Annotated in this window: 24 protein-coding genes; 12 read left to right on the top strand and 12 right to left on the bottom strand. The window is 39.1% G+C overall.

From position 1 onward, the window contains the following. Positions 1–126: 126 nt before the first annotated feature. Together I6J03_RS22395 and I6J03_RS22400 are read right to left on the bottom strand one after the other, a co-directional pair. Positions 127–744: a hypothetical protein gene (locus tag I6J03_RS22395; protein WP_232279693.1), complete on the bottom strand. Its 618-nt coding sequence runs from the start codon at positions 742–744 to the stop codon at positions 127–129. Between the two features lie 44 nt (positions 745–788). After that, positions 789–1,289, bottom strand: a complete 501-nt coding sequence (locus tag I6J03_RS22400; protein ID WP_003006817.1) for a hypothetical protein — start codon at positions 1,287–1,289, stop codon at positions 789–791. A 392-nt stretch (positions 1,290–1,681) separates the two neighbouring features. Between I6J03_RS22400 and I6J03_RS22405 the strand changes: the two genes are divergently transcribed. From I6J03_RS22405 to I6J03_RS22450, 10 genes are all read left to right on the top strand, one after another. Then, positions 1,682–2,236, top strand: a complete 555-nt coding sequence (locus I6J03_RS22405; protein WP_232279694.1) for a hypothetical protein — start codon at positions 1,682–1,684, stop codon at positions 2,234–2,236. A gap of 132 nt (positions 2,237–2,368) precedes the next feature. After that, positions 2,369–2,806 (top strand): lipocalin family protein, encoded by a 438-nt coding sequence (locus tag I6J03_RS22410; RefSeq protein WP_003006822.1) that lies wholly within the window; start codon positions 2,369–2,371, stop codon positions 2,804–2,806. A 262-nt stretch (positions 2,807–3,068) separates the two neighbouring features. Beyond that, entirely contained in the window at positions 3,069–3,638 is a 570-nt protein-coding gene (locus tag I6J03_RS22415) for a DUF4256 domain-containing protein (RefSeq protein WP_003006824.1), read from the top strand. A gap of 78 nt (positions 3,639–3,716) precedes the next feature. Further along, entirely contained in the window at positions 3,717–4,202 is a 486-nt protein-coding gene (locus tag I6J03_RS22420; RefSeq protein ID WP_003006826.1) for a glutathione peroxidase, read from the top strand. A gap of 6 nt (positions 4,203–4,208) precedes the next feature. Then, complete coding sequence (locus I6J03_RS22425) at positions 4,209–4,679, top strand: SRPBCC family protein (protein ID WP_003006828.1); 471 nt, start codon at positions 4,209–4,211, stop codon at positions 4,677–4,679. Positions 4,680–4,769: 90 nt separating this feature from the next. Further along, a complete protein-coding gene (locus I6J03_RS22430) occupies positions 4,770–5,168 on the top strand; it encodes a DoxX-like family protein (RefSeq protein ID WP_003006830.1) in 399 nt (132 codons plus the stop codon). A 2-nt stretch (positions 5,169–5,170) separates the two neighbouring features. Next, positions 5,171–5,905: a DUF2071 domain-containing protein gene (locus I6J03_RS22435; protein WP_003006832.1), complete on the top strand. Its 735-nt coding sequence runs from the start codon at positions 5,171–5,173 to the stop codon at positions 5,903–5,905. Next, positions 5,896–6,648, top strand: a complete 753-nt coding sequence (locus I6J03_RS22440; RefSeq protein ID WP_003006834.1) for a class I SAM-dependent methyltransferase — start codon at positions 5,896–5,898, stop codon at positions 6,646–6,648. The genes I6J03_RS22435 and I6J03_RS22440 overlap by 10 nt, the downstream gene beginning before the upstream one ends. Next, a complete protein-coding gene (locus I6J03_RS22445) occupies positions 6,632–7,030 on the top strand; it encodes a hypothetical protein (RefSeq protein WP_003006835.1) in 399 nt (132 codons plus the stop codon). The genes I6J03_RS22440 and I6J03_RS22445 overlap by 17 nt, the downstream gene beginning before the upstream one ends. 136 nt (positions 7,031–7,166) lie before the next feature. Further along, entirely contained in the window at positions 7,167–7,658 is a 492-nt protein-coding gene (locus tag I6J03_RS22450) for a hypothetical protein (protein WP_232279695.1), read from the top strand. A gap of 109 nt (positions 7,659–7,767) precedes the next feature. Here the strand turns inward: I6J03_RS22450 and I6J03_RS22455 are convergent, their stop codons facing one another. The 10 genes from I6J03_RS22455 to I6J03_RS22500 all read right to left on the bottom strand — a co-directional run bounded on the left by I6J03_RS22455 (position 7,768) and on the right by I6J03_RS22500 (position 16,469). Further along, positions 7,768–8,478: a sterol desaturase family protein gene (locus tag I6J03_RS22455; RefSeq protein ID WP_003006839.1), complete on the bottom strand. Its 711-nt coding sequence runs from the start codon at positions 8,476–8,478 to the stop codon at positions 7,768–7,770. 41 nt (positions 8,479–8,519) lie between these two features. Further along, positions 8,520–8,915, bottom strand: coding sequence for a barstar family protein (locus tag I6J03_RS22460; RefSeq protein WP_003006841.1), 396 nt, complete (start codon positions 8,913–8,915; stop codon positions 8,520–8,522). Between the two features lie 49 nt (positions 8,916–8,964). After that, positions 8,965–9,174: a helix-turn-helix transcriptional regulator gene (locus I6J03_RS22465; protein ID WP_002994517.1), complete on the bottom strand. Its 210-nt coding sequence runs from the start codon at positions 9,172–9,174 to the stop codon at positions 8,965–8,967. 9 nt (positions 9,175–9,183) lie between these two features. After that, a complete protein-coding gene (locus I6J03_RS22470; RefSeq protein WP_003006844.1) occupies positions 9,184–9,546 on the bottom strand; it encodes a hypothetical protein in 363 nt (120 codons plus the stop codon). 475 nt (positions 9,547–10,021) lie between these two features. After that, on the bottom strand, positions 10,022–11,035 hold the full coding sequence (locus I6J03_RS22475; protein WP_003006846.1) for an alpha/beta fold hydrolase: 1,014 nt from the start codon (positions 11,033–11,035) through the stop codon (positions 10,022–10,024). Between the two features lie 53 nt (positions 11,036–11,088). Further along, complete coding sequence (locus I6J03_RS22480; RefSeq protein ID WP_003006848.1) at positions 11,089–12,435, bottom strand: ankyrin repeat domain-containing protein; 1,347 nt, start codon at positions 12,433–12,435, stop codon at positions 11,089–11,091. A gap of 10 nt (positions 12,436–12,445) precedes the next feature. Beyond that, a complete protein-coding gene (locus tag I6J03_RS22485; protein WP_003006850.1) occupies positions 12,446–13,642 on the bottom strand; it encodes an ankyrin repeat domain-containing protein in 1,197 nt (398 codons plus the stop codon). Positions 13,643–13,831: 189 nt separating this feature from the next. Next, complete coding sequence (locus I6J03_RS22490) at positions 13,832–14,845, bottom strand: PDDEXK nuclease domain-containing protein (RefSeq protein ID WP_003006852.1); 1,014 nt, start codon at positions 14,843–14,845, stop codon at positions 13,832–13,834. A gap of 142 nt (positions 14,846–14,987) precedes the next feature. Then, positions 14,988–15,401 (bottom strand): hypothetical protein, encoded by a 414-nt coding sequence (locus I6J03_RS22495; protein WP_003006854.1) that lies wholly within the window; start codon positions 15,399–15,401, stop codon positions 14,988–14,990. Between the two features lie 57 nt (positions 15,402–15,458). Next, positions 15,459–16,469: a LacI family DNA-binding transcriptional regulator gene (locus I6J03_RS22500; protein ID WP_232279696.1), complete on the bottom strand. Its 1,011-nt coding sequence runs from the start codon at positions 16,467–16,469 to the stop codon at positions 15,459–15,461. Positions 16,470–16,641: 172 nt separating this feature from the next. Here I6J03_RS22500 and I6J03_RS22505 point away from each other — a divergent pair, with 172 nt between their 5' ends. Both I6J03_RS22505 and I6J03_RS22510 read left to right on the top strand, forming a co-directional pair. Further along, the gene (locus tag I6J03_RS22505; protein WP_003006858.1) at positions 16,642–18,078 is read left to right on the top strand and encodes a mannitol dehydrogenase family protein; all 1,437 of its coding nucleotides are present in this window, start codon (positions 16,642–16,644) and stop codon (positions 18,076–18,078) included. A 32-nt stretch (positions 18,079–18,110) separates the two neighbouring features. Continuing rightward, positions 18,111–19,430 carry an MFS transporter gene (locus tag I6J03_RS22510; protein WP_003006859.1) on the top strand — a complete coding sequence of 440 codons (1,320 nt, stop codon included), beginning with the start codon at positions 18,111–18,113 and terminating at the stop codon, positions 19,428–19,430. Positions 19,431–19,461 lie beyond the last annotated feature (31 nt).

Raw genomic sequence — 19,461 nt, forward strand, 5'->3', positions numbered from 1 at the left:
GAATATACCGTAACTTAAATATTCATACACTATTTAAAGCTGCAGATCACAGCAATATAGGCCCCGGGGACGATTATTTATCCGGTATCCGTCCGGAGATAAAGGATATCTTTGGAGACAGTGATATTATTTGAGTTTTGAAAGCTCCGCTTTAAGGCTTTTTTCCTTTTCAATATTAGGCATAGAAACCTGGAGATAAGGCAATTTCATCTTATACAGATCGGGATTCTGCATATAAATTCTGATATGCTTGGACGAAAATTTACCGTTTGAAAAGTGGTATTCAAATTTTTTGATATCATTCAGATATATAAATCCAAAATCTGTGGACCATATTCCGCTGCTGCTTATTTTTATACTTTTTTGAGGTTTCAGAATCTGGTAAATAAAGCCTGATCCTATTAGCAGTAATACAGCCCCGATAATATATTTTTCGAGCAATATAAATACGCCATATGCTCCGACACATATTCCGAATATCAGAAAAAAATAAAAGGAAGGACGCTCGTAATATTCATGGAGATAGTTGAATTTTTCATTGGTCAGTTTTTTCTCATGAATACGTGTATAATGTTGTCGAAAATGTTTACCACTATTTACATCCAGTATATAAGAAACCCGTAAGACTATAAGGATGACTGTAATGGCAAAGCATTCCATCGTGACATTCCTGTCAAAACGAAACAGATAAGTCAGCAGAATAAGAAAGACAAATGATCCCACTCCAAGCAGTAGCGGATCCATTATCAAGCGTATTGTATCTTTATTTAGCTTTGTCGTATTATCCATCATTTAGCTTGTAAAGGCTCCTGTTGTATACCTGCTTTATTCAAAAAAAGGATCTGAGATTCCAGGCATTTATTTTGTAAATCTTCCACATCCTTCCCTACTTTATGAACACGGTCCAGCAACTGACTTCTGGCTGCTGTATCGGTGTTACTGATATACTCACCTGTGAGGGCATAATACAATTGGATCTTATCCAGATACAGCAATAGCTGTGTATGATATGGTTTTGCAGTCTCACTGATCAGCAGACTATTTATATCTTTACCGGAAGCGACAGCCAACTCAGACTTCCCCTCCAGATTCTTTACATCTTTTAGAATTTTACTTTCGCCGGAATTATCAAAATACCCGCTGGCAAGCTGTTCCTTCACTTGTTCGAAGCGCATTTTATTGCTGTAAAACTCAGAAGAGACTTTTTCGTTATAAGCGATCTCCTGTTCATCGGTACACGACAATAAAAGTATGAAAAAAGTAAAACAGGCAATAATTGTATTTTTCATCTGTATATAGTTTATTTTTAAAAGGCGATGAACCCTTTCCTGCCGGGGCAGGTAGCTGATTTTCACTGTAATTCTGACTGGCAGGAGAGCTCAGAAAGTCAAGAGATTATTTCCTGATTTTCCGATACTTGTGAAATATCGTGATGGTTTCATATCATCCTAATTCAGGATCAAATAAACAGATCATTCTTTTATTATAAAACAGATGATAGCTATTCGTAGCATATCAATCCAGATTCGCAATATATGACTTCAGATTCGTACACACGCACCTTATAAGGTTTTTGACTTCCCATTCCTGAATAAAATATTTTTACCAGGTAATTTCCGGATACTGCTATAAAACACCTAACTTCACATGCATAATGATTCGTCCATACATTCTAAAACAGATGAAAAAAGTATTGTTCTTAGTTATCCCTATCTTATTCGCTTGTCAGAGCAACAGCCCTGCAAACTACCCTTACTCTGAAAAAGAAACAAAAGAATTTCTGGATCAGATCAGCAGCAATATCATGGTCCTCAATTCGGATCTGACACTCATACATAAAAAGCCTGCTCATGAGTTTGATCTTCTGACCTACTACCCTCTTACCAAAAGTAAAGTTGAGGAATACAATAAGAACGGACATATTGTCAACAAAATGGATGATATCGCAGACTTTGCAACTTATGAGATAAAAGACTATGAACTGATAAACGAGAAAAATGAAAAACTTCAGCTACTCGAAGATATCAGTAGTTCTTCCCTGCAGGATTTTTCACTGTGGACTTACAACGATGTATTATGCGGACAGTTGGGTATTTATGTAAAACTCAATAAAAATTTTGAAACGTTGAAAGGCCATATTACCGTTCTGCTTGCCATGCCCGGAGACCAGACGCGCACTGTAAAGGTACCGGTTAATATTTCCATCACAGACAAAGATCCCAGACCGGGAATTTAATTTTGCTGTTACAGAATGAATCCTGCAACAACAGGCTGCATTATAGATGATTGGCTACAAAAATGCTATTGTTTTTTTTGTTAAAATCCATTTTTGCTACCTTCGCAGTTAATAAAAAAGAAAACTAAATAGATGTTAAAAAGATTATTTTGGTTGAGTGCCTGTGTAGCAGTACTGACCTGTTTTATTGTATCCTGTTCCAAGGATAGCAGCGACGATCCTATTATTGCAGAGTGGATCGGTGTATCCCAGCAAATCGATACGTATCAAGGTGATAAAATCACCAGTACTGAAGAAGTTAAAATCAACAGACTGGCTATCGATTTCTATCCGGATGATACCTTTACCCTGAGCGGAAATATCGGACAGGATGCCACTGCAAATAATATTGAAGGAACTTTTGCGCTATATGGCTCTAAGATCACTTTTAAATATATGGACAAAAGTCAGAAATCACAGTCTTTCAGTGTTGACTACAGAATGAACGGCGGTCTTTTGGAGATCAAAAGCACAATCGAATCTACCGGCAGTACTAAAAAAGTAAAGACTACAACTTTCGGAAAAGCTTAATCCGCTTTCCAGACTATACATATCTTGCCGGCTGTCAGAATCTCTTTTGAAAGCCGGTAAGATCATACCAATCAATACTCCTGTATTGTGGCAATCTGTAAATATTAACCCTTCTACTGCCCGCAATATCAAAAAACCTTTAATTTTCTAGCTTCTTTACATCTGTATGCGCACTTTTTGTTTTTATATCGAAAATGAAATATTATTATTGTTGTATATTTCGCTAAAACCTACAATACCGGTTATAATAATGTAGTACAGTATGAAAAAAAGCAAAGAACCTGAATTATCCTTAGCACAACGTGAAGAACTTTTTGAAGTATTAAAAACACGTTTTGAAAAGCATATGCACCGTCATCCTGATCTGCATTGGGATAAGGTGCTGACCCGTCTGGAAGCTGCACCGGATAAACTCCGGTCTCTCTATGAAATGGAAGAAACCGGCGGTGAGCCTGATGTAGTGAGTTATGATAAAAAATCAGGAGTTTGTATTTTCTTCGACTGCTCTGCTGAAACGCCCAAAGGACGCAGAAGCCTGAGCTATGACCGCGAAGGACAAGATTCGAGAAAAGAACACAGACCCGAGAATAATGCTACAGATCTGGCGATGGAAATGGGAATAGAGCTGCTGTCAGAGGAACAATATCGCTATCTGCAGCAACTCGGGAATTTTGATAACAAAACATCCAGCTGGTTGCGCACTCCGGATCCGATCCGCAAATTAGGTGGAGCCATATTCGGAGATTATCGTTATGGTCAGGTTTTTATCTATCACAACGGAGCCGCCTCCTACTATGCTGTAAGAGGATTCCGCGGTTGGATAGCGGTATAATACAACGTATAATCTATTTATAAATAAGGTCAAAACAGATAGAAACAGAATTATAAAAGACTCATATAAACATCCCTAATGGAAAAACCATTTTATCAGTTAACAGCCCTTACTCCCCAAGGGAAGGTCATTCCGATGTCCGATTATAAAGGCAAAGTTGTACTGATTGTCAATACAGCCACAAAATGTGGATTAGCACCTCAGTTTGAAGGGCTGGAAGAACTTCATAAAAAATACAGTGCGCAAGGACTTATTGTATTAGGGTTTCCATGCGATCAGTTTGCAGGGCAGGAGCCCGAAAGTAACGAGACTATAGAGCAGGTATGTATGGTCAATCATGGGGTCACATTTCAATTGCTGGCAAAATGCGATGTCAATGGTGCTGATACGCATCCGATATTCAGATATCTTAAAAAACAACTTTCCGGTTTTATCAGTAACCGGATAAAATGGAACTTTACCAAATTTGTGATTGACAAGAATGGTCAGCCCTTTAAAAGATATGCGCCTACCACAAAACCAAAAGCACTCGAAAAAGACCTTATCAAATTACTTCAATCCTAATACAGTATGCCCACTATCCGCATAGAAACACTGATCAAAGCTCCCATAGAACGCGTATTTGACCTTAGCAGAAGTATTGATATTCATGAGTTGTCTACACATCAAACAAATGAAAAAGCTATTGCGGGCAGATTATCAGGATTGATAGAACTGCACGAAACCGTGACCTGGAGAGCGAGACACTTTGGTATTTATCAAAAGTTAAGTGTAGCCATTACTGCATTTGACAGACCCTACAGATTTGAAGATAAGATGCTGAAAGGTGCATTTGAGAGCATGGAGCATACTCACCTGTTTGAACAGCAGACAGAGGGCACCAATATGATTGATTTATTTACCTTCAAAGCTCCCCTGGGTGTATTGGGATGTGTAGCTGAGAAATTGTTTCTGACAGCCTATATGACTGATTTTCTAAAGAAAAGAAATGAGACTATAAGGTCAATAGCTGAAGGTGAACAATGGAAACAATTTGTCTGATAATCCCTTACCCGTAAAGTAGTTTATAGACTGGAATATTTGTATTTTTATAGGATCCAGTAATGAAATATACATATTCTGAACATCTGTATGGCCCGGACAAACAGTCTTAATCCCGTTAGTTTTGAAAAATTGATCATCAGTATGGTCTGGCTGATCAATGGTTTATTCTGCAAAGTCCTTGATTTTGAACCCCGCCATCAGCAGATCGTTGCAACAATTCTGGGCCAGGAGCACGCCCGGACTTTAACAGTACTGATTGGTCTTGCCGAAATCTTAATGGCTGCCTGGATTTTGACAGGATTCAGATCCAGACTCAACGCTATTACACAGATTGCCGTGATTATCACAATGAATATAATAGAATTTGCGATAGCACCAGACCTTCTCTTATGGGGGAGATTTAATATTGTATTTGCACTTCTTTTCTCAGGATTCATATACTATACCGAGTTTGTACATTATAAAAAAGCAAGACCGCAAATCTGATTATGGAATTTTTAAAAAATCATCCCTTTGCCGTTGAAGCATTTTTTGACAGTTCGGTTGTTCTCACTTTTGCTTTACCAAAACAACAGCTTCAGAAATTCATTCCCGATTGCCTGGAATTAGACCTTTTTGAAGATAATTGGGCCTTTATAGCTGTAGCACTGGTACAGACCTCTTCCCTTCGGCCCAAAGGATTTCCCTCATTTATGGGACACGATTTTTTTCTGATCGGTTACCGGATATTTGTCCGCTACAGCAATGCGGATGGGAAAAAATATAGGGGGCTCTATATTTTAAAATCTGAAACGGATAAAAAGAAAATGGAATACATGGGCAACATTTTTACCCATTATAATTACTCTACTACGGATATTTTGCAGGTAAATACTGATGATTTCAGTTCTGTAAGTTCGAAAAAATCCGGGTTTGAAATTCAGATTGTCCGCTCTAAAGAGGACGTACAGATCCCCGAAGGATCGGTATTTTCAGATTGGAAAGATGCACGTAAATTTGCAGGTCCTCTGCCCTTTACATTCACATACAATGCAACCAACAAAAAGGTACTGATCATAGAAGGTGTCAGGCAAAACTGGAAACCCTCACCGATACAGATACAAGCTTACCGTTTTGATTTTTTCAAACATTTAAATTTGGATTCACCAATTTTATCCAGTGCTTTTGAAATAAAAAATGTCCCCTATTACTGGAAGAAAGGAAGAACAGAGACATGGCAATAAAGCGAAAATCTTTTACAGGAGTATGGAATATTATCCGGTTTAACTGGCATTTTTATGTCATTGCTGTCCTGATTTTAATTATTTCGCTATTCCTTTATCCTTATCTTCAGCATGATTTCCAAATCATCCTTACTACAGTTACTATTATCGTAGGGATAAGCATTATCAGTTCTCTGATGATATCCTGTTATATCTATGATCTATCAGACCTTTATCAGTTGAAATGGCTAGGCAATACGAATCATAAACAAGTCTTGAATATCAATGCCGGATTTGATGAAACCAGTATTATCCTAAAAAGCATTTCCCCTGATATTCATCTCACAATATGCGACTTCTATGATCCGCAAAAACATACAGAAATTTCGATAAAAAGAGCCCGAAAAATATATCCGGCAAAAGATGCTGTTTGCGTACAGACAACACGGCTGCCCTTTGAAGATAATACGTTCGACCTGTGTCTGGCTATATTTTCAGTACATGAAATCAGACAAGAAGATGAGCGTATCTCATTTTTCCGGGAGTTGAACAGAATTACAAAGTCAGGCGGACAAATCATGATAACAGAACATTTGCGGGATATACCTAATTTTTTGGCTTATACAATTGGCTTTCTGCATTTTTACGCCAAAAAGAATTGGATGCATATCTTTAGGGAAGCCGGTTTTCTGTTAAAAGAGGAAATTAAAGTAACCCCCTTTGTCAGTACATTTATATTAGAAAAAAATGGAATTACAGCTTAAAATCATAGGTATACTATTGATCGTTCTGGCAGGAATCCATATCATATTCCCTAAATATTTCAATTGGAAGCAGGAGCTCAAATCATTAAATCTTATTAACAGACAGATGATGTCCATTCATACGCTGTTTATTGGAATTAGCGTTTTCCTTATGGGCTTACTTTGCTATACCTCCTCTTATGAACTAATCCATACTCCTTTGGGGAAAAAGATATGTCTGGGTCTGGGAATATTCTGGTTTATCAGGCTAATCGTTCAGTTTTTAGGATATTCAACAGAGTTGTGGAGAGGTAAGAAATTTGAAACAGCTATCCATATTCTATTCTGTCTGTTATGGATATATTTCAGCATTGTCTTTTTAATTATATACTATATATCTTAATCAAACATTAGCTAAAAGCATAGCGTAATTCCTGTCCCTTTCGCAGAATTTATGTAAATTAGAGGATTATAATTAACGTGTGGACAGATATACCTCATCTGTACGTTATATGTTATCTGCCAGAGAAGGAAAAACTATGAGTAAATTTATTTTGTGCATAATCGGGAGCTTCCTATTTTCAACAGGCTGCCGCGATATCGGTAAAAATACAGTAAGCAGCGAAACAAAAGTTGTAGAGGAGCCAACCAAGGTTACCAAAACGTACTTTCTGAATCATGATATCAGAAATATCAATTATGAAATATTTGTGAATGATTCTCTGCTGGCACAATCTCACAATGGTGATGGTATTCCTGCACCTTATGAACTTACAGCTTACCTGAAAGAAGCCGGTAAACAGCAGATTCATGTAAAAGTCATTCCTGACGGACAAATAAATAAAGCTATCACTCCCGGAATAGTAAAAGAAATAAACAAAAATCTTGGTATATATCTTCTGGAAGGCAAGGATTATGGAAATGCAAAAGAAATCAAACACCTCTCTTTTCCTGAGATAAATTCAGATCTGCCTCACTACGAATATACCTGGGAGTTTGAGGTCGGAGACGTTCCGAATATTCAACTTTAGACAGCAGATCATACCCAGGTCCGAAAATTCTTTCTTCGATCTTTTTCCTGATTTCTATGTATAGTATGGCCAAAACAAGAACCTTTCGGATAGTCCATACCTGTAAATTTTATTCCTCTTTTTTGTTCACTGCATAAGTGCCGAAAAGCCTGTCCCAGATACTGGTGTAAAAACCAAAATTACAGTGAACATCCCGATGATGTGCATGATGAAAGTGTGCTGTACCCAGATAACTCATTACACTTTTAGCAGGCACGTATGTATCACTATTGCTACCCAAATGCCCTATAATACCAAAAATGACATTAAGAGTCAGATATATACAGATCGCCCAGATATTAAATGTTCCTGATAGAAGCAAGAGCAGCCACATACCTCCGAATGCCACTGTCTCTAATGGATGAAGCACAAAGAGATCTATAGGGTTGGGATCAACAGATTCATGGTGCAATGTATGAATGTACTTATACATAAAGGAATAATGTATAGCCAGATGAAAAATATACATAAGGAGATCCATTACAAAAAACAGGATCAGTAAATCTGTGATGGCATAAAAAGACCATCCGAAGGCGATGTCAATCCAGCCCTTCTCCCACAGTATAAATCCCGCAAAAGTCACAACAGCATTGATCCCAACAGTACCGGCTGCAATACCTTTATCCCGTCTTGAAATCCGCTTGGTATGTGCTGCACTATTTCGTAACAGATAATAACCAAACAAAAGCCCGAACAAAAAAACAAGAATATTTTGTCCCAGAAAGATCAGAAGCTGTACAGCAGGATTTAATCGGGAAATGGAAATCAATAATTCCTCCATGCTCAAACTTAATAAATTATTTCACAACTCTTCGGGACAGTTTAAGGTTGCATTTCCAAAGAAATCTCCGGATGTTCGGCTATAATCTCAAGTACAATATCAAAATAAGTCTGCCCTTTCCCTTCCATAAGCTCAGCCAGTTTGTGTTCAAAAAAACTCGTGTTAAAGACCGGACCGGCATCTATCTTTTGCTGATAATATGCTTTGGTCGCATCGTATCCGAGAGCTGCCTTACTTTTTTCAATGGCCGTCCAGATCAGTCTGGGCTGCTCTGTTTTATTCAGAATACCAAATCCGCCATACAGCAGATCATTAAATGCATCCAGACTACAGCCTATTTTCCAATCTTCTTCAGCCATAAAAACACGATTAACCTCTTCATAAAAAGAACTGATATCATGGATGTGATTGCCATTGATTATTACCGGCTTTGTCATAAGCTACCTAACTAATTTAATTTACATGTTGATCAGGAATATAGCTTCATTACCTGTTCCAGTCCGATTCTTCAAGGTTAAAAAGACTTTCGATCGAAATTTCAAAAACTGCCGCAATCTTCAGTGCCAGTAATGTTGAGGGAACATATTTACCTATCTCAATGGAATTTATAGTCTGACGTGATACTTCCACCAGTGTTGCTAACTCAGCCTGCGTCATATTTCGTCTTGCTCTTTCTACCTTTAGCGTGTTGGTCATTTATGTTCTTTATTTCCCGAAATACAGCCTGATATAATAAGTGATCAGGGCTATACCAAATGTTAAAATAATAAAGTGATCTACTTCAGTAATCTGTATGCCCGCTATCCCATGCGAAAACAAATTGGAGCTTATCAGTTTGAGCGTATATGCAAGTATAAACGCAATGTACAGAGAAGAAGTTTTCAGACTTGACGATCGCTCATCTTCTACCCTGCTTTTTGAAATATAAAGCGTGAATAATCCGATCATAAGCGGCGTACTTGCTTCAGGTCTCCTGTCAAATATAAGGATTAATGCACCGATTACAGTGACCAGGATACCGATATACCTCTGAAAAGTAAAAAGTCCGGGGAATGAAATAGCTTTCATAATTCTAATGTTTATAAAACAAAGGTAAGTATACTTTTCATAATGTCAAGCAAACTTTACATTTTTATTTAAATTTATTTTTTAACTATAAGACTTAATTGTTAAACAGTTGGTGAGGACACCAACTGACGCAATCGTTAAAACAGGATATTTTCTCTCCTTTTTAAGGAGAGATGCCCAAAGGGCAGAGAGGTTCATACTGATATTCCAAGTAGACCTATTTATTCCGATAGAGACACAAGCAACATGCTTGCGCCAGAAAAAGTGTATAAGACTTAATGTGTTAGACAGTTGGTGAGGACACCAACTGACGCAATGGTTAAACCAGGATATTTTCTCTCCTTCTCAAGGAGAGATGCCCGTAGGGCAGAGAGGTTGATATTGATATTCCAGGTATCCTATTGTGTTAAGCTCATGATTAGCTGCTCATTAAAAAAGAACTTGTATACAGGACAGGTTCCGTATTCGTAGCAGACTAATTGCCGGTCTGGTTAGCCAAAAAACCTTTCAATGGTTTTATAAACTGGTCAAATACTTCAATATGTGGCAAATGACCTACATTATCCAGCTCAACCAATTGTGACCCTTTAATTTTCTGCTGTGTCTCTTTACCCAAAAACTGATAAAGCCCCATTTTTTCTCTTACGACTGAATCCTTCACTTTATTTTTACCGATGGCAGTTCGGTCTCTCGTACCGATAATCAGTAAGGTTGGTGTCTTAATGTTGCTGAATTCATAGACTACCGGCTGCGTAAATATCATATCCGAAGTCTGTGCATTATTCATAGCGACTATAGGATAATCCGGAGATTTGACCCATCCTGTCAGCAAATACACCCATTCGTCATATTCTGCTTTCCAGTTATTATCATAATAAAAGCCTGACTGATAGTTTCGGGTTGTTTCATAGTCAGCTTTCAGTTCATTCTGATAATTCTCATCAATCGTAGTATAAGGTGCTACTAATTTCCAATCTTCCAGTCCGATCGGATTTTCAAGAATTAGTTTCCCGACCATATCCGGATACATCAAGGTAAACCTTGTTGCCAGCATGCCTCCCATAGAGTGCCCTAACAAATAAATCTGGTTCACTTTTAACTTTTCAAGCAATAGTTTTGTATTGCTGGCCAGTTGCTGAAAGGTAAACTGATAACCAACTGGCTTAGAAGATTTTCCAAATCCTATCTGATCCGGCACAATAACACGGTATCCTTCTTTTACCAGTGATTCAACTGTAGTTTTCCAATATGCTCCGTTAAAGTTCTTACCATGCAGAAGCATGACCGTTTTACCATTTGATTGTGAGGGTTGCACATCCATATAGGCCATGCGGATCTCCTGCCCCTGACTCTGAAAATTCAGATAGTGTACCTCATAAGGATAAGCATAATTAGTCAGCATGATATCCAGTACAGGACGTTTGTTTTGTGCCTGAGCTGTTCCGCAAAACAGAAGTATATAAATCAAAATATGCCCGTATCTCATCATATTTATTATTGTATTTGATAATCTTCTTTTCCTTTCAAGATCCTGATTATTTGTTAAGCCTGTAGAATTTTACTTTTTTCCTGTTCAAACTCTTCTCTGGAAATAATTCCCGCATCCAGCAAATCCTTCAGATCAAACAGCGCTTGTTTTTTCTGTGCCATATCCATTGGCGTTTTTTCCTCTCTTGACACCTCTTTAACCGGAGAAACTGAACCTGATACAACCGGATCAGGTGTTGCACCATATTCAATCAGTAAGGCTGTGATTTCATTAAAACCCTGTATATTAGAATAATCTATAGCCTTTTGCTCCAATACGTTAGTAATATCAGGAGAACTGCCATTAGCAAGTAAAAACCGAACAGCATCTTTCTTACCATAGGCAGCTGCATAGTGCAGCGCTGTATTACCGGAGGCATCCTGCTTATCTATCTGCGCACCATTGTCGGTTAATACTTTCATCAAAGACAGGTAGCCGGACTTTGTAGCTGTCTGCAATAATGTTTCTCCTGCATAATGAGGTTCGTACCCCAGAATAAATGTACGAGTCCCTGTGCGCGCTATAAGCTTCTGAATATACTGTCCGTCTTTTCCATCAAACGAGTCTACCGGCCTTGCATAGTCCGGAGAGAGACCTTTGGAAATAAAGAGAGATAAAAGTTCTTTCTGGTTACTGCCACATACATACCAGACAGGTGATACGCCATCTGCTGATTCCGTAAAAATATCAGCTCCGGTCTCCACCAGCTTCTGCGCTATAATGCGGTTACCTAGTTTGGCCGCAATAAGCAAAGGACTTTCACTCTGATCATTCAGCAAATTAACTGTAGCTCCATTATCCAGAAGCATATTTACAATAGGAACAGAACTGTTGCTTACAGCTGTATTGAGTGCCGTATTTCCATTTCTATCCGTCAGATCTACATTTGCTCCGTTATGAAGCAGCACCTGTACAACAGGCGGAAATTTACCTTGTACCGCCAGCAATAACGGTGTTTCTGCCTGATTATTGAGTGCGTTGACATCCAGACCTTCATGCAGAAGTTTTTCTGCAATCTCCTGCTGTCCGCTACTTGCAGCGACGTGAAGCAAGCTGTTACCTTGAAAATCGTTGATCTGCAGATTAGCTCCCTGTCCGATCAGATATAGGGCGGTCTGCTTTTGCTTTTGAAGGATAGCGAAGAAAACGGGAGTTTCTCCATTATGTTCCTCATAGCTGATATCCGCCCCTGCACTGATCAATTGTTTTACCAGGTCCAGATACCCGCGATGGGCAGCATAATGCAGTGCCGTACGTCCCATTTCGTCCGTGTATCGGACATCTACCTGTTGTTTTTCCAATAATATCTCAGCGATCTTACGTTTGCCGTCTTCACAGGCTTTTATAAATGATTGTGACATTGATTTATTTCTACTGATTTAATAAAAGTTCTACCGTTTTGGTTTTAAGATTGTCTTCCATCGCATAATCTACCGCTTTTTTATCTGCTGTATTTTCGATGTTCGGATCTGCACCTGCTTTCAGCAAGAGTTTGACCTTACGGTACAGATCCTTAGCTGCTTTTTCCTCATAATTTACATTGAACCGGCAAACTTTATGAAGGAGTGTATTTCCTTCATTATCCTGATAGTCTATCCGGAAATATTGCTTTTCCAGCAAACGCTCCATTATTTCAAAGGGTTTTTCGGCAATCCAGTCCAGGCCGGATTTTTCTGCGCTATAGTACTGACTTGTCATCTCGGGATCTGCACCATTTTCAAAGAACAATTCAAGTATCTCCAAATCATCTTCATTCCCATTCAGCATAGCCCGAAGAAATGCATTCAGGAGATTTTCATTTTGTTTAGTCAGCATATGCCAGTCAGGAGTCTGGTATTGCAACAGTAGTTTTACCATATCTTTATTATGCAGATGTACCGCAGCATGATAAAATGCATTTTCACCTTTCCAATCCTGTACAGAGGGGTCTGCACCATTTTCAAGCAACAAACTAAGAAGGGAAATATTTCCTGTAGAAACTGCCCGGCATAAAGGCGTTCTGTTTTCTACATTTGCAGCATCCACTTCTACTCCATTATCAAGCAGCCAGCCCACGATCTCAGGCGCATTTTTAACATTCACAGGCGATACACTGCAGGCATGATACAATAGAGACTGGTCGTATTTATCTTTCTGATGAATATCTGCTCCACATGCTACAAGTATTTGTAAGGATCCAAGAGGAGCTCCGATACCCAATGCATACTGAAGCAATGTTACTCCGCTGACTTCTTCATCTATATCATCTATTTTATTGAATAACTGTGGCAGCCAGTCCAGATAGGCAGATAAAGCCTGTTGATCCGTGATGCCGGGATGGATCAGCAATTCTATCACACTGCCACTGAAACGATCGTACTCATAAAGATCGGTTTCAATTAGTCCTTTATCAATCAGCGCATTCAGTATCTGATAATTTTCCTTTTGAATGAACTGTCTGATAGAGGATTTGAGTTTATAATCATCAAAATTTTTCTTTCCGTCCAGTAGAGTGAGCAGATCGCTGATCAACTTATCATCACCGTTATTAGACGCCTTTTCAAGGGCTGTCAGTTCCTCATTCGTCATGTCTGTTATTTTATTTATAAACGTCTGAAATCTGTTGTATATTTTCTTTTATTACGATCTCTTTTATCTAAAAATACAACTTATCATACGTAATATCGTCTGATCAGGCTATTATCTGTTCAAAATCACTGGTTTCAGCTAGTCATCGCGTATCAGAACTATAGCTATCTTCATACATAACAGCATTCCTCAGTCACCATTAGCTTTCCCTTTAAAACTCTCCAATTCTTTGTTCATCTCGTCCAGTAATTGCTGAGCCGTAGGCAAATAAAGGTTATACTGACTGGCTATGATCTGCTTTTGTCCTTCAGGTAAAGTAAATTTAACGACAGCATCATTTTTATTGGCACATAACAGTATCCCTATTGTTGGGTTTTCGTGGTCAAGTTTTTCAATACGATCATAGTAATTTACATACATCTGTAACTGACCTATATCCTGATGAGTAAGCTTGGTTGTTTTAATCTCTACAATTACAAAACACTGCAGCAACCGATTATAGAAAACAAGATCCAGAAAAAATTCGTCACCTTCGATGTGTATACGCTTTTGCCTGGCCACAAATGAAAAACCATTTCCCAATTCGAGTAAAAATTCCTGTAAATGAGTCAGAATAGCTGTTTCCAGATCTCTTTCATAATAAGCATTCTCTCTTTTCAAACCCAGAAACTCCAGAATCATAGGGTCTTTTATAATCTGACTTGCATCAGAAGGGAGCTTTTCTTTTTTGGCAACAGCCAGTACGCTCTCTTTGTCATTGCTCATCAACAGCCGCTCATACAGATTACTGTATATCTGCCTCTCTAACTGCCGGACTGTCCAGTTATTTTTTATGGTTTCGGCAATATAAAACTCCCGCTGATCTGTATTATCCAATCGGATAACTAACTTGTACTGACTCCAGCTTAATTGCGAATACAGTGTATTCGCAATTGGAAATACCCTGTAAAATTGCCGGAACAATTCAATCTGTCTCTTCGAAAATCCACTTCCGAATTCAGGTTCAAGTTCCTGTGCTATATATTCAGTAAGGTATTTGCCGTAGTCCGCACGCTCTTTACCTTCCTGTTCTTCTTCAAAAATACGTTGTCCGATATTCCAGTACATAAGTGTTCGCTGATGGTCAACAGCACGTATTGCACTATCCTTTGCCCGAGAAATTATTGCTTTAATATCAGTTATTACAGAGTGATGTGTTGCCATAATTTAGTCGATTATTACCAAGCCATCAACTCACATATATGAACAAATGGATGAATAACAAAAAATACTAAAAATATTAGCAAATTAAAAGAAAAAAATAAGATTGCTATAAAAATATGACCAGCTATACAAGAAGGTATATCTACATAAAACTCAGGATAATTCCTTTGAATCCGGATAGTATATCCCATATCCTCCGGTTGCTATCTATTTCACTTTCACCACAATCTATGATATCTCCCCTCTTAATGACAAAGTCTGCAACATCTTCAATCAGTCTGAGCTGTACAAGATTTTTGATCGCTCCGGCGATATGACTTGCAAATACATGTCCCCATATCTCAATGATCATAGAATCATCCGTAACAAGGAGTTGCTTACTTGTGAAATCAAAATAATCCTTCTTAATATGCCGGACCAGAACTGCTGATCTGTTATCTATATCCTCGGACAAGTATTTTTTTAGATCTGCAGGCCCTTTAATACTGATCAGTTGATTCGTAAAGACAACAGGTATTTTACAGCCCATCAATTCATAAACTTTTTCTGTCTGCATTCTCTCCGGGTTTAGTGTACAATATTATTTATCCGTTATTTCTGTAGTAAAATTTTCTTATCCTAATGTAGAAGCTCTGTATATCAATTCGGCATCCATCACCACAGTCTGGCATTCACCTATATTATTTTTTATCTTATCCAGCATCATATGAGCAGCAGTCTCCCCCATCTTAGTCAGCGGTTGTTCCACACTACTCAATTGCGGATGTACAATAGTTGCGAGTTCTGTTCCTGAAAAGCTGGCAATAGCGACCTGTTGCGGAATATTGATTCCCTGCTCCAGGAGATAGTTCATAGCACCGATAGCCAGGGTATCCGTAAAAGCAAAAATACTGTCAAATTTAATGTTCTTGCTGAGCAGTTGCTGTGCCACATTCCTGCCATGTTCAAATGTTGCGCCATCGGTTTTGATTAATAATTCAGGGTCAAAAATACCATGTTTGGTCAATATCCGTTCATAGCCCAATGCTCTTTCGGTAGCATTGCGAATGGAAGAAGGTCCCTTGATATGTACGATTCTTCTGCGTCCTGTAGCAATGAGGTGTTCGACCATAAGAGAGGCTTTGATATGATCGTTGACCATTACCTTGGAGGCTTCCAATGATTTGGCAGGTATCCGGTCAAAAAATACGAGAGCTGTTCCTCTGCTCATGATCTGCTGATACAGATCCATATTATATGTTTCATGACATAGGTTGATAATGATACCATCCACATTAAACTCTTCCAGCATCAACAGGTTCTTGCGTTCGATCTCCGGATTTTCATCCGACTGCATAATGATTATTCTATATCCTAACGGATACAGAACACTTTGGATCCCCTGCAACACTTTCGCTGAAAAAGGAGTAGTCATTTCCGGAACAACAAAACCAATGCTTTTCGATTGCCCGTACTTAAGATTCAGTGCAGTAGGATTCGGTTTATAGCCCATTTTTTCTGCCATATCCAGAACCTTCTGTTTGGTTTCGGGATGGATATTTTTGTCGTTTACCAATGCTCTGGATATCGTAGAGGTAGACAAGGACAAGTATTTGGACAGATCTTTAATGGTGACACGCTTCATAAAACACTCTATTTTTCCAAAGTTAAGAAAAACATGCATTCATGGGATCGTTCCCACAACTTTGGGAACGATCCCAGAGATAATTTACTGAAAGACATGCTATTCCAAGACCCCTGCTCCTATAAATTTGATTAACCAATTCGCATTTTATTTAAACCAAAAATAATGTAATATGAAGGTACATACATATAATTATGACCGTAATACGATACAGTCAGGAATTCTGCATATTGGAGTGGGCAACTTTCACAGGGCTCATCAGGCATTCTATACAGACCAGCTACTTCATGACGAAGATCAAAAGCAATGGGGAATCTGCGGTGCCTGTCTGCTACCGGGGGATGAGAAACTCGTACAAAACCTGCGTTCACAACATTTAGATTACACCCTGACGGTTTGCGGAAGGGAGGGTGAACATGATATCTACCGTATAGGCTCTCTTTCTGAATTGCTATGGGCAGTGGAAGATCAGCAGGAGCTGCTGCACAAAATTGCTGACAGCGCTATCCGTATCATCACCCTTACGATTACAGAAGGGGGTTATAATCTGGATAAAGTCACAAATGAATTTATGCTGGACGATGAGCGGATAAAAGATGACCTGACACATCCGGCAAATCCAAGTACAGTTTTTGGTTTTATAGCAGAAGGTCTGCGTCAGCGCAAAGCAAGTGGCAACGGAGGTATAACGATTCTTTCCTGTGATAATCTGCAGCACAACGGCAATACAGCGAAGCGTGCATTTAGTACGTTCATTGCGGCTCAGGATCCGGAACTGGCAGAATGGATGGAAACAAATGTGAGTTTTCCCAACAGTATGGTTGACAGGATTACCCCGGCAACAACAGCACAGGATATAACACGACTGAACAGCCAAAGCGGTATTGATGATAAAGCTCCTGTATACTGCGAAGATTTTATGCAATGGGTAATCGAAGATAATTTTATTGCCGGAAGACCAGACTGGGAACGTGTAGGTGTAGAGTTTACAGATGATGTAAGCGCCTATGAAAACATGAAACTGAGCTTACTGAATGCCTCTCATACCTTACTCTCCTATCCTTCTTTTCTGATCGGATACCGCAAAGTGGATGAAGCCATGCAGGACAAAGAGATGGTAAAATTTATCCGTGATTTTATGGATACAGATATCACGCCTCATGTACCGGCACCTGCAGGAATTGATCTGAAAGAATACAAACAAACACTGATAGAACGGTTTGCCAACCCGGCAGTGAGTGATCAGATCAGCAGACTATGCTTTGACGGAATTTCCAAATTTCCGGTATACATCATGCCTAATCTCCTTAACATGATCAAAGCCGATCAGGAGTTAAGTCGTGTTGCCTTTTTAATAGCCTCATACAGGCATTATCTCAAATATCAGACTGATGACCAGCAGCAAAAGTTTGAAATAGCCGAGCCATGGCTGACTACCGAAGATCGGGAGCAGACAGACAGCAATAAGCCGGTTGATTTTCTTCGGCTATCAGCATTCCGCAGTACAGATCTCACAGTAGTAGCATCTTTCGTCGGCCTGTACACCGGATTTACACACAGTATCCGGGAAAAAGGTGTGAAAGCGGTATTACAATCTATTTTGGACTAATATTCTAACCAAATATAAATCATTAAAAAATTATGGAAACAAAACTTCGGAATGGCATACTGCCTTTTGCCATTGTAACCTTTATATATTTTATAGTCGGCTTTCTGACTACGGTAAATGAACAATTACAGGCTCCACTAAAATTTACTTTTCTCGCAGAAGCAGGTAGTCTGAAAAATACCTTTACTACTTTAATTTCATTCTTCTTCTTTTTAGGATATCTACTCAATGGTACCCTGGCGAGTAAATGGGTCAATGCCGCAGGCTATAAGAATACCTTGCTGCGTGGGTTGCTATTTATGATTTCGGGACTGCTTATGTACTTATGCTCTTCCTGGTTTGGCTATCAGTATCCGCATCTTGCCTTGCATTTTGCAGATGCAGCGCTCCCTTATGGATTTATAATATTTATTATCGGCTCCTATCTGATGGGAACTTCTGCCGCAGTGATACAGGTAGTGGTCAATCCCTACGTAGCTTCTTATGAATTGCCGGGTACTCAGGCAGTGCAACGACTGAATATTACTACAGCGATCAATTCCATCGGAACTACTTCTGCTCCGTTTTTTGTAACTGTAGTGATGTTTAGCGGAATCTCTATTGCCAATATCGAGATCAGACAATTGCTGATGCCACTGCTGGCGCTGATAGCCTGTGTGATAGTCGTCACCCTTATCACGCGTCAACTGCACCTTCCGGATATTGCTAATACACGTGCGGCATCCGGTGAAAAACTGGAAAGAAGTATCTGGTCATTCCGACACTTTGCATTAGGTGTCATGGCGATCTTTTTTTATGTAGGTACAGAAGTTGCCATAGGTGCAAATATCAATTTACATGCCTTTGAACTTATGGAATCCGGACAGCCGATGAGTTTTTTTGGTAAGACTGATATTATTATCGGAGGAGTTGATCTGGGAATACATGCCTTACTCTCTACCTTATACTGGGGAGGTTTTCTGGTCGGAAGAGCGATCTCCAGTTTTTTCAGTAAAATATCAGCAAAGACACAGTTGACAGTCACCACAATATTAGCGACCATACTGGCCATTATTGCTATGATTACACAAAATCTCTGGTTTTTGGTTGCGATCGGACTACTGCACTCTACAATGTGGAGCTGTATTTTTTCATTATCCATCAAAGGACTTAACAAGTACACTTCTAAAGCTTCCGGTGTATTTATCTCGGCCGTATTTGGTGGCGCCGTATTTACTTTGGTTCAGGGAGGACTGGCGGATATTCTCGGATCCTGGAGGTGGACATGGTCACTCACGGTTATCTGCGAACTGCTCATGCTTTCGTATGCCTTATTCGGTTCACGAATCAGACCCAAAGATATTGTAAACTGATATTTATAAACCACAGCTGAGGCTGTAACGC

Origin of the sequence: Sphingobacterium spiritivorum (assembly GCF_016724845.1) — a bacterium.
GTDB classification, from domain to species: Bacteria; Bacteroidota; Bacteroidia; order Sphingobacteriales; family Sphingobacteriaceae; genus Sphingobacterium; species Sphingobacterium spiritivorum_A.

What these genes read in the sequence shown, in the direction of transcription:
- I6J03_RS22395 (WP_232279693.1), bottom strand. Translation starts at nt 744, where the DNA reads ATGGATCCGCTACTGCTTGGAGTGGGATCATTTGTCTTTCTTATTCTG.
- I6J03_RS22400 (WP_003006817.1), bottom strand. Translation starts at nt 1,289, where the DNA reads ATGAAAAATACAATTATTGCCTGTTTTACTTTTTTCATACTTTTATTG.
- I6J03_RS22405 (WP_232279694.1), top strand. Translation starts at nt 1,682, where the DNA reads ATGAAAAAAGTATTGTTCTTAGTTATCCCTATCTTATTCGCTTGTCAG.
- I6J03_RS22410 (WP_003006822.1), top strand. Translation starts at nt 2,369, where the DNA reads ATGTTAAAAAGATTATTTTGGTTGAGTGCCTGTGTAGCAGTACTGACC.
- I6J03_RS22415 (WP_003006824.1), top strand. Translation starts at nt 3,069, where the DNA reads ATGAAAAAAAGCAAAGAACCTGAATTATCCTTAGCACAACGTGAAGAA.
- I6J03_RS22420 (WP_003006826.1), top strand. Translation starts at nt 3,717, where the DNA reads ATGGAAAAACCATTTTATCAGTTAACAGCCCTTACTCCCCAAGGGAAG.
- I6J03_RS22425 (WP_003006828.1), top strand. Translation starts at nt 4,209, where the DNA reads ATGCCCACTATCCGCATAGAAACACTGATCAAAGCTCCCATAGAACGC.
- I6J03_RS22430 (WP_003006830.1), top strand. Translation starts at nt 4,770, where the DNA reads ATGGCCCGGACAAACAGTCTTAATCCCGTTAGTTTTGAAAAATTGATC.
- I6J03_RS22435 (WP_003006832.1), top strand. Translation starts at nt 5,171, where the DNA reads ATGGAATTTTTAAAAAATCATCCCTTTGCCGTTGAAGCATTTTTTGAC.
- I6J03_RS22440 (WP_003006834.1), top strand. Translation starts at nt 5,896, where the DNA reads ATGGCAATAAAGCGAAAATCTTTTACAGGAGTATGGAATATTATCCGG.
- I6J03_RS22445 (WP_003006835.1), top strand. Translation starts at nt 6,632, where the DNA reads ATGGAATTACAGCTTAAAATCATAGGTATACTATTGATCGTTCTGGCA.
- I6J03_RS22450 (WP_232279695.1), top strand. Translation starts at nt 7,167, where the DNA reads ATGAGTAAATTTATTTTGTGCATAATCGGGAGCTTCCTATTTTCAACA.
- I6J03_RS22455 (WP_003006839.1), bottom strand. Translation starts at nt 8,478, where the DNA reads ATGGAGGAATTATTGATTTCCATTTCCCGATTAAATCCTGCTGTACAG.
- I6J03_RS22460 (WP_003006841.1), bottom strand. Translation starts at nt 8,915, where the DNA reads ATGACAAAGCCGGTAATAATCAATGGCAATCACATCCATGATATCAGT.
- I6J03_RS22465 (WP_002994517.1), bottom strand. Translation starts at nt 9,174, where the DNA reads ATGACCAACACGCTAAAGGTAGAAAGAGCAAGACGAAATATGACGCAG.
- I6J03_RS22470 (WP_003006844.1), bottom strand. Translation starts at nt 9,546, where the DNA reads ATGAAAGCTATTTCATTCCCCGGACTTTTTACTTTTCAGAGGTATATC.
- I6J03_RS22475 (WP_003006846.1), bottom strand. Translation starts at nt 11,035, where the DNA reads ATGATGAGATACGGGCATATTTTGATTTATATACTTCTGTTTTGCGGA.
- I6J03_RS22480 (WP_003006848.1), bottom strand. Translation starts at nt 12,435, where the DNA reads ATGTCACAATCATTTATAAAAGCCTGTGAAGACGGCAAACGTAAGATC.
- I6J03_RS22485 (WP_003006850.1), bottom strand. Translation starts at nt 13,642, where the DNA reads ATGACGAATGAGGAACTGACAGCCCTTGAAAAGGCGTCTAATAACGGT.
- I6J03_RS22490 (WP_003006852.1), bottom strand. Translation starts at nt 14,845, where the DNA reads ATGGCAACACATCACTCTGTAATAACTGATATTAAAGCAATAATTTCT.
- I6J03_RS22495 (WP_003006854.1), bottom strand. Translation starts at nt 15,401, where the DNA reads ATGCAGACAGAAAAAGTTTATGAATTGATGGGCTGTAAAATACCTGTT.
- I6J03_RS22500 (WP_232279696.1), bottom strand. Translation starts at nt 16,469, where the DNA reads ATGAAGCGTGTCACCATTAAAGATCTGTCCAAATACTTGTCCTTGTCT.
- I6J03_RS22505 (WP_003006858.1), top strand. Translation starts at nt 16,642, where the DNA reads ATGAAGGTACATACATATAATTATGACCGTAATACGATACAGTCAGGA.
- I6J03_RS22510 (WP_003006859.1), top strand. Translation starts at nt 18,111, where the DNA reads ATGGAAACAAAACTTCGGAATGGCATACTGCCTTTTGCCATTGTAACC.